The sequence below is a fragment of the Pseudomonas sp. TE9122 genome (genome assembly GCF_056278925.1).
The window spans coordinates 2,127,063-2,139,806 of the sequence record NZ_JBWBQI010000001.1; the positions used below are offsets into that span (position 1 = coordinate 2,127,063).

The 12,744-nt window shown below is 58.2% G+C and carries 16 protein-coding genes; 6 read left to right on the forward strand and 10 right to left on the reverse strand.

Annotation, left to right across the window (positions count from 1 at the left end):
* Positions 1-2: 2 nt before the first annotated feature.
* On the reverse strand, positions 3-854 hold the full coding sequence (locus ACZ9BE_RS09685) for an STAS domain-containing protein (protein ID WP_041478684.1): 852 nt from the start codon (positions 852-854) through the stop codon (positions 3-5).
* A gap of 260 nt (positions 855-1,114) precedes the next feature.
* Here ACZ9BE_RS09685 and ACZ9BE_RS09690 point away from each other — a divergent pair, with 260 nt between their 5' ends.
* The gene (locus ACZ9BE_RS09690) at positions 1,115-1,378 is read left to right on the forward strand and encodes a hypothetical protein (protein ID WP_110647015.1); all 264 of its coding nucleotides are present in this window, start codon (positions 1,115-1,117) and stop codon (positions 1,376-1,378) included.
* Positions 1,379-1,434: 56 nt separating this feature from the next.
* Here the strand turns inward: ACZ9BE_RS09690 and ACZ9BE_RS09695 are convergent, their stop codons facing one another.
* Positions 1,435-1,956 carry a DUF4142 domain-containing protein gene (locus ACZ9BE_RS09695; protein ID WP_056785185.1) on the reverse strand — a complete coding sequence of 174 codons (522 nt, stop codon included), beginning with the start codon at positions 1,954-1,956 and terminating at the stop codon, positions 1,435-1,437.
* 204 nt (positions 1,957-2,160) lie between these two features.
* Here ACZ9BE_RS09695 and ACZ9BE_RS09700 point away from each other — a divergent pair, with 204 nt between their 5' ends.
* On the forward strand, positions 2,161-2,415 hold the full coding sequence (locus ACZ9BE_RS09700) for a DUF465 domain-containing protein (RefSeq protein WP_041478686.1): 255 nt from the start codon (positions 2,161-2,163) through the stop codon (positions 2,413-2,415).
* Positions 2,416-2,513: 98 nt separating this feature from the next.
* Positions 2,514-2,678 carry a hypothetical protein gene (locus ACZ9BE_RS09705; RefSeq protein ID WP_016774471.1) on the forward strand — a complete coding sequence of 55 codons (165 nt, stop codon included), beginning with the start codon at positions 2,514-2,516 and terminating at the stop codon, positions 2,676-2,678.
* A 131-nt stretch (positions 2,679-2,809) separates the two neighbouring features.
* Here the strand turns inward: ACZ9BE_RS09705 and ACZ9BE_RS09710 are convergent, their stop codons facing one another.
* From ACZ9BE_RS09710 to ACZ9BE_RS09720, 3 genes are all read right to left on the reverse strand, one after another.
* Complete coding sequence (locus ACZ9BE_RS09710; protein ID WP_056785187.1) at positions 2,810-3,886, reverse strand: SMP-30/gluconolactonase/LRE family protein; 1,077 nt, start codon at positions 3,884-3,886, stop codon at positions 2,810-2,812.
* On the reverse strand, positions 3,883-5,028 hold the full coding sequence (locus ACZ9BE_RS09715) for a sterol desaturase/SRPBCC family protein (protein WP_315435839.1): 1,146 nt from the start codon (positions 5,026-5,028) through the stop codon (positions 3,883-3,885). Before ACZ9BE_RS09715 ends, ACZ9BE_RS09710 begins: the two co-directional genes overlap by 4 nt.
* Positions 5,029-5,139: 111 nt before the next feature.
* Complete coding sequence (locus ACZ9BE_RS09720) at positions 5,140-6,003, reverse strand: LysR family transcriptional regulator (RefSeq protein WP_056785192.1); 864 nt, start codon at positions 6,001-6,003, stop codon at positions 5,140-5,142.
* Positions 6,004-6,353: 350 nt separating this feature from the next.
* Here ACZ9BE_RS09720 and ACZ9BE_RS09725 point away from each other — a divergent pair, with 350 nt between their 5' ends.
* Both ACZ9BE_RS09725 and ACZ9BE_RS09730 read left to right on the forward strand, forming a co-directional pair.
* Complete coding sequence (locus ACZ9BE_RS09725) at positions 6,354-6,830, forward strand: MbcA/ParS/Xre antitoxin family protein (protein ID WP_252869548.1); 477 nt, start codon at positions 6,354-6,356, stop codon at positions 6,828-6,830.
* Positions 6,827-7,321, forward strand: coding sequence for an RES family NAD+ phosphorylase (locus ACZ9BE_RS09730; protein ID WP_476249314.1), 495 nt, complete (start codon positions 6,827-6,829; stop codon positions 7,319-7,321). The genes ACZ9BE_RS09725 and ACZ9BE_RS09730 overlap by 4 nt, the downstream gene beginning before the upstream one ends.
* A 105-nt stretch (positions 7,322-7,426) precedes the next feature.
* Here the strand turns inward: ACZ9BE_RS09730 and ACZ9BE_RS09735 are convergent, their stop codons facing one another.
* Both ACZ9BE_RS09735 and ACZ9BE_RS09740 read right to left on the reverse strand, forming a co-directional pair.
* The gene (locus tag ACZ9BE_RS09735) at positions 7,427-7,744 is read right to left on the reverse strand and encodes an SCP2 sterol-binding domain-containing protein (RefSeq protein WP_252877992.1); all 318 of its coding nucleotides are present in this window, start codon (positions 7,742-7,744) and stop codon (positions 7,427-7,429) included.
* A gap of 63 nt (positions 7,745-7,807) precedes the next feature.
* A complete protein-coding gene (locus ACZ9BE_RS09740; protein WP_252869341.1) occupies positions 7,808-8,518 on the reverse strand; it encodes a histidine phosphatase family protein in 711 nt (236 codons plus the stop codon).
* Between the two features lie 204 nt (positions 8,519-8,722).
* On the opposite strand from ACZ9BE_RS09740, the gene sohB reads away from it, so the two are divergent.
* Entirely contained in the window at positions 8,723-9,754 is a 1,032-nt protein-coding gene (sohB, locus tag ACZ9BE_RS09745; protein WP_016774479.1) for a protease SohB, read from the forward strand.
* A gap of 65 nt (positions 9,755-9,819) precedes the next feature.
* Here sohB and ACZ9BE_RS09750 read toward each other — a convergent pair whose 3' ends face one another.
* From ACZ9BE_RS09750 to ACZ9BE_RS09760, 3 genes are all read right to left on the reverse strand, one after another.
* On the reverse strand, positions 9,820-10,314 hold the full coding sequence (locus ACZ9BE_RS09750; RefSeq protein ID WP_476249315.1) for a DUF934 domain-containing protein: 495 nt from the start codon (positions 10,312-10,314) through the stop codon (positions 9,820-9,822).
* Positions 10,298-11,956, reverse strand: coding sequence for a nitrite/sulfite reductase (locus tag ACZ9BE_RS09755; protein WP_236168998.1), 1,659 nt, complete (start codon positions 11,954-11,956; stop codon positions 10,298-10,300). The genes ACZ9BE_RS09750 and ACZ9BE_RS09755 overlap by 17 nt, the downstream gene beginning before the upstream one ends.
* Before the next feature lie 471 nt (positions 11,957-12,427).
* Positions 12,428-12,646, reverse strand: coding sequence for a DUF2970 domain-containing protein (locus ACZ9BE_RS09760; RefSeq protein WP_041478699.1), 219 nt, complete (start codon positions 12,644-12,646; stop codon positions 12,428-12,430).
* Positions 12,647-12,744 lie beyond the last annotated feature (98 nt).

The following is a 12,744-nucleotide window of genomic DNA, read 5'->3' on the forward strand; positions in this document are numbered from 1 at the left end:
GGTCAAGCCGTCTTGACGAGGCTGACACCCAAGCGGGTCAGGGCCAGTTTCAATGCGTCGGCCAGATTGGCCTTGGTCACTACGCCTTGCAGATCCAGACCCAGGTGCACGATGGTTTGCGCAATCTGCGGACGCACGCCGCTGATGATGCAGTCAGCGCCCATCAGGCGGATTGCGGTCACGGTTTTCAGCAGGTGCTGGGCGACCAGGGTGTCAACGGTCGGCACGCCGGTGATGTCGATGATGGCGATTTCCGAACCGGTGTCGACGATGCGTTGCAGCAGCGATTCCATGACTACTTGGGTTCGCTGCGAATCGAGGGTGCCGATCATTGGCAGGGCGAGGACGCCATCCCACAGCTTGACCACCGGAGTCGACAGTTCCAGCAGCTCTTCCTGCTGACGCTTGATCACCGCTTCACGGGATTTCTGGAAGGTGCCGATGGTGTGCATACCGACGGTGTCGAGCAATTCGGAGACTTCCAGCAATTGCTCGGCAAGCAGTGCCGGCTGGTCCTGATAATGGTTTTGCAGCAGGGCGAACAACGGGCCTTTCAGGGCAAAGATGAAATTGGCGGTTTGCTGGGAATCCTGGCCGAGCAGGGCGCGGCTCTGCGACAGTTTTTCAAGGAACTGACGGGTATCCTCCCAACCCGCAGCGGCAATCTTGCTGCCGTTGCCGTTTTCCAGACCCGCCAAGAGCAGGCCCAGCAAGTCGCGGGTTTGCTGAGCGAGGTCGTGTTCCTTGAGGTTGCGTGTGGCGCCGCTGGCTTCGAGGCGTTTGGTCCACTCGCTCAACAGCTGAGTCTGGTTGTTCTTGATTGCTTCAACTGTGCTGTTCTGCAGTGCTGCCATGTGCGTGTCGCTCCGTTACGTATATGGGCCGGCTCGGCGAAATGACCGGCGCGATTTGACTGACATTTACCGCTTGAAATAGTTGTTCAGCTAGCGATGAATTTTTCTGCCTGCCGCGTCGAACGCCCCGGTAACTCTAGTCGGCGTGGCGGCAGGCAACGATCTTTTGAACGAATCTACGGCGTCAGGCTTCGAATCTGCATGCCCGACGTTTTCCAGTCGTGCTGGAAGAAGGAGGCAGGACTATGAATGAGGTGGATATGAACGAGCAAGCGCCGCAACAGCAAAATCAGTCCTCAGAGTCAATTAACCGCAACGACCCGGCCATCGACCCGCAAACGCCGGGGCAAAATACTCCCGCGCCGGTTGAAGAAGGGCAGGCGGACAGCGCGGCTGCCGAGGTCGATCAGAAGCAGCATCACAACGACAACAGCAACGACTTCAGCCCCGGCTTCAAGCCTGACCCTGACCGTCCTGAACCGGGCGAAAGCACCGACGCCGATATTGACACCGATGGCGGTTGATCGCTGAAACGCAAAAAGGCCGCATCGAAGGATGCGGCCTTTTTATTGCCGGCCGGTTACTTGCTCGGATGTTTGGCTTGCAGCTCTTTGGCGTGGGCCAGGTGTTTTTCCAGCGCTGGCAACATCTTCTGCGCAAACGCTTTCAGTTCAGTAGCGCCCTTGGCCTTGTCATCGGTCACGGTGTTCGCCTGCTTCTTGAACAGCTCGATGGTCTCTTCGTGAGCCTTGACCTGGTTGTTGGCGTAGGCCGCATCGAAGGATTCATCGCGCATGTCGAGAATCTTTTCCTTGGCTTGTTTGACCAGGGTGGTGTCGTCAGGGACTTCGATGTCATTGGTGGTCGCGATCTTCTTCAGCTCTTCATTGGCCTTGGTGTGATCAGCGATCATTTGGTTAGCGAAGGCTTTGATGTCGGCTGACTGGCTTTTTTCCAGTGCCAGCTTGCTGGTTTCGATTTCGGCGATGCCACCAGCGGCGGCATTGTCGACAAAGTCGTTGTCGGTTGCGGCAAAGGCGCTGCCCATGCCGGCAGACAGTGCAACAGCCAGAGCGAGATGACGCAGGTTGAATCCGTCCATTGGGTATCTCCACGCAGGTTTTTGTGAGCGTTATCCAATGGAGCGAGCGCAGACGCCAAAGGTTTTATCGCATTTACGACAGGGCGACGAACGGCAACCGCTGGTCTGACAGGGAGTCGACAGAAGTCATCGGGCAAGGCCATGCTGATAATGAGTCAGCGCATCGGTCGCGCTGGTTGTCGATCAAATTGATGGAGGTGTTTCATGCCGGTTTCACATGATCTGTATCAGGACCTGGGCTGCAAGAAGGAAGAGATCGAGCAAAAACGCTCCGAGGATCCGAAGCTGGATTCGCTGCTCAACAAGTACTTCGACGTCGATAAAGCCGTGGTCGAAGCCGAGAACGCCCAGTCAGACGCCCCCACTGACGACGAATTGAAAAAGCTCAAAGAGAAGCGCGTGATCGTCAAGGAACAGATCGTTGCTCAACTCGCCGGGCAGCCGCTGACGGGACAGTAGTCGCCCGACCCGTGGTCATTTTTGAAGGGAACGGCTACGGCCAATGGCACCTCCAATGTGCAGAGTCTGCAAACCATCGACTCGTTGCGAGGTGCCTTATGAACGACCCCAAATTCCCCAGTGAAGAGCAGGGTGGTTTCGACCCGATTCCTACCCGTCCTGAACCGAACAGCCCGGCGCATACCACAGCGCATCCGGAAAAAACCGTGAAGGAACTGCCGGAGGATGAAGATCCGGAGAAGTTCGACCGGTCCGGCAACTGACAGACCGCTATCGCTGGCAAGCCAGCTCCCACAGGTTCATCTGGTGAACACATATTTGGAGTTCACACGGACACTGTGGGAGCTGGCTTGCCAGCGATATCGTCGGTCCATACGGTGAAAATTTTTCTGTTTTACTTAAGCGCCGCATCCAACCCCATTCGCCCCATATGCCTCGCCTTCAACGAGCCGAAATACAACCACTGCCCATACTCGCGCACCGTGGTAATCGGCGAATAATTGCCTTCGCTCGCGTCCTGCAGATTGGCAATCACCTTGCCGTCCAGATCCAGTCCCAGCACAAACCCACGCTTTTCGACAGGCTTGGGTAAAACCGTCAAAGCCCGCACGATCATCTTACGCACGAACGGGTGTTCAGCGGTGCCATCGAGCAAGGCATTGCGGGGCGCATACAGCGCTACCCAAAAGCGATTGGTGCCATTGAACGAGAGGTTGTCCGGAAGCCCCGGCAAGTTGTCGATGAACACATCATGGGTACCGGCCTTCGGCCCGCTCAGCCAGTAGCGGCTGATGCGATAAGCGCCGGTTTCATTGACCAGCACATAGGCTTCGTCGGGGCCAAGAGTGACGCCATTGGCAAACTGCAACTTGTCGAGCAAGACGCTGGTCTTGCCGGTTTGAAAGTCGTAGCGCAGCAGACGTCCGTCGGCGCCGTGTTCAATGATCGCCTCGCCGTCATGACCATAGCCCCAGCGGCTCGAGGCATCGCTGAAGTAGGCGTAGTGGCCTGACTTGTCGACCGCTACATCATCGGTAAATCCAAATGGCACGCCGTTGGCCTCGGTGGTCAACGGAATCACGCGGCCCTGCGCATCCAGCGACAGCAAGCCTTTGACCGCATCGGCAACTACCAGCATGCCATTCGGATGACGGGCCAGGCCCAGTGGACGGCCACCGGTGTCGGCCAGGACCTTGCGCTGCGTACCGTCGAGGCTGCTACGGATGAGCCTGCCGTCATGCAATCCGGTGATGAGGAATTCGTCTTCCAGTAGCAACGCCTCAGGCCCTTCGATGTCGCTCGGCCCGACCTTCGCCACAGCTTTGAGGCGCTGGTTGTCCGCGTAGATCCCGTCTTTCAGCGAGGGCGCCGGTGGCGGCGTCCAGGCGACCGGTTCGACCTTGGTCGGCAGCAACAACAAGAAGGCGATGACGAGAACGATCAGCAGGCACAGCACATAACGTAATTTCACGCGCTGGCCCTCGCCGCGCCGATAAACTGCGCAGCCATGTCGCGCAGGGCGAGCATGGATGCGGCAGATTCGCGCTCGATGCGCCGCTTGAGCAGCAGGCGATTGGCAAGACGCATGAGCAAACCGTCAAAGCGATATTCCAGCGTGCGCACGAAACGCGTGCCGCCAGCCTCCGCTGAGCACTCGTAAGTCAACCGCAGGGACAAGCCCTGATCACTTTGCGCGCGTGCGCACCAGCGCCGGCCCGGCAGATATTCAGTAACCTCCCAACGCAAGTGACCGGCACGTCCGCCGGCATGGATGTCCTCTTCGAAACGTGCACCGGCATGCAGTGGACCTTGCGCACCGTCAATCTTCAATGAGGAGGGATGCCAGTCCGGCCAGTGACTGACGCTGGCGGCATAAGCCAGCACGGCGACCGGTTCGCCGGCGATATCGATCTGGTGCTGCATGCGCGTCATGGGCATTTTCGAATAACTCAAAGGGGCGGGTTCCGGCTCGCGGTACAGCGTGCCGAACAGGTAGTCCATCAAGGGCAGAACGATGTTGAAATTGCGCTCCTGCATACGCTCGCGGCGGTGATGCAGTTCGTGCAGACGGCGCATCTGGCGAATCCACGGCAAACGAGTCAACGGATTCTGCGGTGGCAGATGTTCACAGGCATGGAATACCTCATAGAGCAGATAACCGAGCACCATGCACCCGGCAAACAGCCCGGCGACATTGGCGTTGACCTGCGCGAGCAGCCACCAGAGGGGCAGGGTGATCAATAGCGTATGAATGACGATCAGCCAGGCTGGAAACAGAATCACTCGCCAGTCCCGCGCGCTGTCGTAGGTCATATGGCCGGGGGTGAAAAAGCTGTGATGGTCGCCGGCATGTCGTGCGTAGAACATCTTTGCGAAAGCTTTTTTGTGATGGCCCAGATGACGATGGACCATGTACACGCCGAAGTTGAACAACAACAGGCTCAGCGGCACGGTCAGCCATTCCAGCCAGCTCACTGAATGCACCGTGCGCCAGAACGCAGCGACGGCGAAAATGCCGAACAGCAACACGAACGCGCCATGCAACCACGGATTGTATAAAGGATGAATGGCCGCACGGTAGCGGCTGCGGAATGCCTCGGTGGTCTGCCTCAACGCTTTCACCTGCGGGTATTGTTGTTATACCCGGCAGATTAGCCGATCCGCTGACTTGTGCAGGGCGAACCTTGCGGCCTTAAGCGCCATGCTCTGGACTGAAGCTGCCCGTCAGCTCAACGGGTTCCAGCGCTGCGACCAGTCGTCATCGGTGCGGATCACCTCGCGCAACAAATCGAAAGCCTGTTGCAGCACTGCCGAATCGCGATCGCGGGAATACACCAGATAGGTCGGATAACCGAATTCCGGGGCTTTGGTGACGGCTTCCAGCGCGCCGGTCTCCAGATAAGTGCGCACGACCCGGGTACGGAAATAACCGCTGCCACCATGTTCGAGGATGTATTGCAGGGCCAGTGGGCCAAGGTTGAAGCTCAGCGCGGCTTTGGCTTTTTCCGGCAGGGCGGCGTCGTGCTGGCGGCGAAAGTCCGGTCCCCAATCGATGTAGACGTAAGGCTCAGGACGCTCGGGCGCGCGCACCAGAATCAGTTTTTCCTCCAGCACTTGCTCGACCTGCAATCCCGGCCAGTATTCCGGTTGATAAACCAGCGCCGCATCGAGCACACCGAGTTCGAGCTGACGCAAAAGATTTTCGCCGTCGCGAATTTCCATGCGCAGTGCGTGGCCGGGAATTTTCTCGCGCAGTTCCGCCGCCCAACTGAGCATTAACGGGTTGCACAGGCTGACCTCACCGCCAATGTGCAGAACGTTGTGATAACCCTCCGGCAGCGGCAAGTCGCGGCGCGCGGCTTCCCAGGTCTGCACCAGTTGATTGGCGTAGACCACGAACGCTTCGCCATTGGCCGTCAACTTCGCCCCGGCGCGATTGCGCACGAACAGCGTACTGCCCAGCTGGCCCTCGAGTTTCTGCACCCGTGCGGTGATCGCCGTTTGTGTGACGAACAGCTTCTGCGCGGCGGCGGCAAGACTGCCGTGGCGGACGATTTCGAGGAAAGTGCGGGCGAGGTCGATGTCCATGGGGCGGGGCCGATATCTGAAGGTGGGGCGCATTGTAAGTCAAAAGTCCCTCTCCCCAACTTGAAAGCCACAACGGATTAAACCGCTGAAAATTCCGTTTGAGTCCTACGGAAACAGGAGCGTTTTGATCAGATGAGGGGATATTTCTGACGACTTTTTCAGGTTGGTCGTCGGACGCCGGATCTATAGGATCAGTCCTGACATTGAAGTCATCGAGCGCACAGATCGCTCTGGACCTGGACAAAGGATGGACTATGCGAATCCCACTGATTGAAAGCCATACGCCTGCTTACTCGCCTCGCCATTACTGGCGCGACGACCGCGCGAGATGCCCCTCGGAGGACGTTGCCATGCCGAGCGCCAAAGTGCCCCGGCTCACGGGCTTGAAGAAGCTTGAGGGCAAACCTCTGGAATTGCTGTTGCGAGGGCAGGACACCGGCGACGATCCGATGCTCATTCTGCGCTGCACAGCCGAAGGATTTGCGCTGCTCGATGTGGTCAACATGATCGCAACCTCCGAACTGTACCAACAGGGAGAGATGGTCAAACGTATCACCGGCAAATCTGTGAGAACCGTGCGACGTCTGCTCAAGGAAGGCGCGTCGGTGCGCCTGGACACGCCGCAGAGCATCATCGCCTACCAATATGCGGCAGCGCTGGAGCTGGCCATCGAGGTGTTCGGGCGACAGGCCAAGGCCGAATCATGGCTGGAGCAACGCGCCACTTACTTCTACGGTTATGTGCCGCTCGATCTGGTTGGAAATGCGTTGGGCTTCAGGATGGTGGAGGAGTATCTGAACCAGATCAAATACGGGGTTTATCAATGAATCCCTTGCCCTGGGATGATCGCTGGTACGCGTGGCGGCTGGATCGCGAGGTGTACAGCGAGACCTGGGACAGCGGCCTGGGGTCGAAACGGGACGGCGGTCGCTGGAATACCCCTGGCCGCAGAGTCGTTTATGCGTCGGTCGACCCTTCCACGGCGATACTGGAGGTGGCCGCCCATGGCAGCTTCGATGCACTTGATCAGGAGCCCTATGTATTGACCTGTTTTGAAATCACCCACGACGCCAGCGTCAGAATCGTGCAACCGGAAGATGTGCCCAATCCGCATTGGCTCACGCCGATCAAAACCTCGCCCAACCAGCGAAAGTTTGCCGACGCACTGCTGGCTGAACATCCATTTGCTCTGGTGCCTTCGGTGGCCACCCGACACTCGTGGAATTTGCTGGTGAGTTGCGATCTGGCGGAAGGTCAGTTCAGGATGGTTTCGCAAGAGCGGTTTGGGCTGGATACGCGGTTGTTGCAGGAGGGTTGATCGTACCTACGCGAACGGAGAGCGAAGCCGAGGCCTGCGCTGATCCCCTTGCATGAACGACAAATCCCGCCAAAAGGGCGGGATTTGTTTGAACCAGGCTGCTTCTTACGCAGGGAACAGCTCGGACAGTTTCATCGACAGCATCATGTCGCCTTCAACGCGCAGCTTGCCGCTCATGAAGGCCTGCATGCCGTCGGTCTCGCCGCTGACGATACCTTTCAGGGTTTCGCTATCCAGCACCAGCGTGCAGTTGGCGTCCGGGTTTTCGCCTTCCTGAATGTTGCAGGTGCCGTCTTTGACGATCAGTGCGTATTGCTTGTCTTCGTCGGTGATTTTGAAACCGAAGACCAGATCCAGACCGGCAGCGGCGGCTGGGTTGAACTTGGCTTGCATTGCTTTTACGGCATCAGCTACGGAGGTCATGGTTCGATCCTTTCTTGGTCATGGGAGCTGGGTGGTTACAGCCAGGGTCACAGTAAGCCGGACTCAGCGAAAAGTGATGAGTTCCGGGGCCTTCAGCAGTTGCAGGTGTGCGTGACTGTTGAAGGAAGCCAGAGCCACCTCGCGACCACGAAACTTCAGTTGGTTGAGCGAGGTGTTGACGATTTGCCAGTTCAATTCAAAGGCCTGTCTGGCAGGCATTTGCGTAATCAGGTGGAGCAGGGCAGTGATGGTGCCGCCGGAGGTAAACACGGCGATTTTCTGGTTCTTTTCTGCCAGATCGAGGATGCGGTGCAGCCCGGCCTGAACCCGTTCGACGAAACCCAGCCAGCTTTCCAGTCCGGGTGTGTCGTAGGTGCCGGCAAGCCAGCGCTCGACGATCAGGGCGAAGATGCGCTGGAATTCACCGCGGTTCTGCGCGGCGTTGCGCAGGATGTCGAGGGCTTCCGGCTCTTCCGGCAGCATGGCCGGGAGCAGGGCGCGGATCACCGCGTCGGCGTCAAATTCGTTGAAGGCGGAATCGGTTTCGAGGACTGGAACCGGCAGGCCTCTGGCGCTGAATTGCTCCAGTGCACTGGTGGCCGTGTGCTGTTGGCGACGCAGGTCACCGGCAAGGCAACGATCGAAGCTGATATCAAGGTCGGCGAGGTGCTGGCCGAGAATTTCTGCCTGACGCACACCGGTCGGCGACAGGACATCGTAATCGTCTGCACCAAAGGAGGCCTGGCCATGTCGTATCAAGTAGATGCTGCCCACGTCCGCGTCGTCCCGGTACGTTGAAGGTCAGGCGAGGTTATGAGGATGGCGTAAGGCTGTCAATGAAAAAACATACGCTTGTTTGAAATGCCCGTTACAGGCGTGTTGCCAGAGGTTTCACGGCTGGCCGACGAGCCGACGCATGGGTATGCTGGAGCCATTCCGCGTGTAATACACCGTCACGCATTGCTTTGAGGAGTCTCTGTGGATTTTTTCACCGAATACGCCAGCTTCCTGGCCAAGACCGTCACACTGGTGATCGCCATTCTGGTGGTGCTCGCCAGTTTCGCCGCGTTGCGCAGCAAGGGCCGGCGCAAATCGGCAGGGCAGTTGCAGGTCAGCAAGCTCAACGATTTCTACAAGGGGCTGCGTGAACGCCTTGAGCAGACCTTGCTCGACAAGGATCAGCTCAAGGCATTGCGCAAGGGCGAGGCAAAAACGGAAAAAAGCGCGAAAAAACAGAAGAACAAGCCTGAGACCAAATCCCGGGTGTTCGTGCTCGACTTCGACGGCGATATCAAGGCTTCCGCCACCGAGAGCCTGCGCCACGAGATCACCGCACTGCTGACCCTGGCCACGCCGAAGGACGAAGTAGTCCTGCGTCTGGAAAGTGGCGGCGGCATGGTGCACAGCTACGGTCTGGCGTCTTCTCAACTTGCGCGAATCCGTGATGCGGGCGTGCCACTGACTGTGTGTATCGACAAGGTCGCGGCCAGCGGCGGTTACATGATGGCCTGCATCGGCGACAAGATCATCAGTGCACCGTTCGCCATCCTCGGTTCGATCGGCGTGGTCGCGCAATTGCCTAACGTCAATCGCCTGCTGAAAAAGCACGACATCGACTTTGAAGTGCTGACCGCAGGTGAATACAAACGCACACTGACCGTGTTTGGCGAAAACACCGAAAAGGGCCGCGAGAAGTTCCAGGAAGACCTCGACATCACTCATCGCTTGTTCAAAAACTTCGTGGCGCGGTACCGCCCGCAACTGGCGATCGATGAAGTGGCTACCGGTGAGGTGTGGCTCGGTATCGCTGCGCTGGAAAACCAACTGGTGGATGAGCTCAAGACCAGCGATGAATACCTGGCGCAGAAAGCCAAACAGGCTGAGGTTTATCACCTGCACTACGCCGAGCGTAAAAGCCTGCAGGAACGCATCGGCATGGCCGCCAGCGGTTCGGTAGACCGCGTGCTGTTGAGCTGGTGGAGTCGTCTTACTCAGCAACGTTTCTGGTAAACACCAGGCATAAAAAAACGCCGGTCAATGACCGGCGTTTTTGTGTCCGCAATAAACCCGCTGGCTTAGCGCCGACGGAACAGCGGCAGCGGTTCGTCACTGGCGGCCTGGTAGGTCACCGAGAAGTCCTTGAGACCTTCCAGTGCTTCGTACGGGTCTTTATCCGCGCGAATGGCAAAGGCGTCGAAGCCACAGCGGTGCATGTAGAACAGCTGGTCCCGCAGCACGTCGCCAATCGCGCGCAGCTCGCCTTTGAAACCATAACGGTCACGCAGCAGACGGGCATTGGAGTAACTGCGGCCATCGGTGAACGCCGGGAAATTCAGCGCGATTACCTGGAACTCACCGACGTCTTCACCGATTTCTTCGGCTTCCTCGTCAGCATCCAGCCACACGCCCAGACCGCCGTCGCGGGCCTTGAGCATGCGGCTGTGCTCGCGCCACAACTGCAGAGGAACGATCAGATCGTCGCAGTTGCTGATCTCATCGATGTTGAAATCCTTCGGCAACAGGTGCCAGGTTTCGTCGACGATTTCGTTGTTCTTAATGATTCGCTGCATAGACGCGTTCCTTGAAGAGGTCGATGCCAATACGCTGATAAGTGTCGATGAAGCGCTCGTCTTCGGTACGTTGTTCAACGTACACGTCGATCAGCTTCGAGATCACGTCAGGCATGGCTTCCTGTGCGAAGGACGGGCCGAGGATCTTGCCCAGGCTCGCATCACGGCTGGCGCTGCCGCCGAGGGAAACCTGGTAGAACTCTTCGCCTTTCTTGTCCACACCGAGGATGCCGATGTGGCCAACGTGGTGGTGACCGCAGGCGTTCATGCAGCCGGAGATGTTCAGGTCCAGTTCGCCAATGTCGAACAGGTAATCCAGGTCATCGAAACGGCGCTGGATCGATTCGGCAATCGGGATCGATTTGGCGTTGGCCAGCGAGCAGAAGTCACCACCGGGGCAGCAGATGATGTCAGTCAGCAGGCCGATGTTCGGCGTGGCGAAACCGCTTTCACGCAACTCGCCCCAGAGGGTGAACAACTGGCTCTGCTCGACATCGGCGAGAATGATGTTCTGCTCGTGGGAGGTGCGCAGTTGACCGAAGCTGTAGCGCTCGGCCAGATCGGCGACGGCGTCGAGCTGCTTGTCGGTAATGTCGCCCGGGGCAACGCCGGTCGGCTTCAACGACAGCGTCACAGCGACATAGCCCGGTTTTTTGTGCGCCAGGGTGTTGCGGCTGCGCCAGCGGGCGAAACCCGGATGCTCTTTGTCCAGATCGGCCAGTTGCGCGGTCTGGTTGTCGAGGGTCTTGTAGTCCGGATCGACGAAGTGCTTGGCGACGCGATGCAGTTCAGCCTCGGTCAGCGTGGTCTGGCCACCGCGCAGGTGCTCCATTTCCGCGTCGACTTTCTGCGCGAACACCTCAGGGGTGAGCGCCTTGACGAGGATCTTGATCCGCGCCTTGTATTTGTTGTCGCGACGGCCGTAGCGGTTGTACACCCGCAGGATGGCGTCGAGATAGCTCAGCAGGTCTTGCCACGGCAGGAATTCATTGATGAATGCGCCAACCACCGGCGTACGACCGAGGCCGCCGCCAACCAGCACGCGGAAGCCCAGCTCGCCAGCAGCGTTATGGACAGGTTCCAGACCGATATCGTGGACTTCAATGGCAGCGCGGTCACTGGTCGAACCGTTGACGGCGATCTTGAATTTGCGCGGCAGGTAGGCGAACTCCGGGTGGAACGTGGTCCACTGACGGACGATTTCGCACCATGGACGCGGGTCGATCACTTCATCGGCGGCGACGCCGGCAAACTGGTCGGTGGTGACGTTGCGCAGGCAGTTGCCGCTGGTCTGAATGGCGTGCATCTGCACGGTCGCGAGTTCAGCGAGGATGTCCGGGATGTCTTCAACCGCCGGCCAGTTGAACTGCACGTTCTGCCGCGTACTGATGTGGGCATAGCCCTTGTCGTAGTCGCGGGCGATCTTCGCCATCATGCGCACCTGACGCGAAGTCAGCTGGCCGTAAGGCACGGCCACGCGCAACATCGGCGCGAAACGCTGGATATACAGGCCATTTTGCAGGCGCAGGGGGCGGAATTCTTCTTCGCTCAGCTCACCTGCCAGATAGCGTCGGGTCTGATCACGGAACTGCTTGACGCGGTCCTCGATGATCCGCTGATCGTACTCGTCGTATACGTACATATAAGTCCTGTTCTCAGGCTTGGGCTTCTCGGAAAACGCTGCGTTTTCGCTTGCTGGAGTCCGATGTTGCCTCTGCAATTCTGCGCGCACGGCCGCGCACTCCGTCACGGAGCCGGGGCAATATACCCGTTTGCAGTTATGCGCAAAAGTGATGTTTGAGTATATGTAAAGAACCAAATCGCCTAACGCGAATGCCGGTCATCTAATCCACATTTGTCGTGCGGACAATCATCGTCTTAACTGTGATCGAGTCTTTGTGCAATCACCGATAAAACCGACAAGAGGCGATGCAATGAGCAACCCGACCAAAGCCAGAAAAAGCGACAGCAGTGTCGACGCGTGGGCCATTTTGTTTCTGATCATTCTCGTAGTAGGAACAGCGGTCTTCTGGGTCAGTCACCAGTAACATCCGCGCTCCGGGCCGTTCTCCCAAGGCCCGGATAACCTGTGGCAGATGCCTGTTCAGTGCCATCACACCCCGGCCAGATACAGCACCAGCTTGACGATGGCAAACAGCGTCAGGCCGAACACCGCCGTGAACAAAACTCCCAGAATCACAAAGTGACTGGGTTTGCCGTGGGTAAAATCCCTTTCCCGGTTCTTGCCGCTCTGCACCCCGAACGCCGCCGCCATGACGCTGTGCAGCATCTGCCAGAAACTCGGCGGTTTGTTGTCGATTGGATCGTCCATAAATCCCTCTGCGAAAAGTCATCCTCCTGAAGCATAGCCAATCCGCTGGGTCCGGAATGCATCGAAGCAGCCCGGACAAGTTTGAGCGATACCCGGAT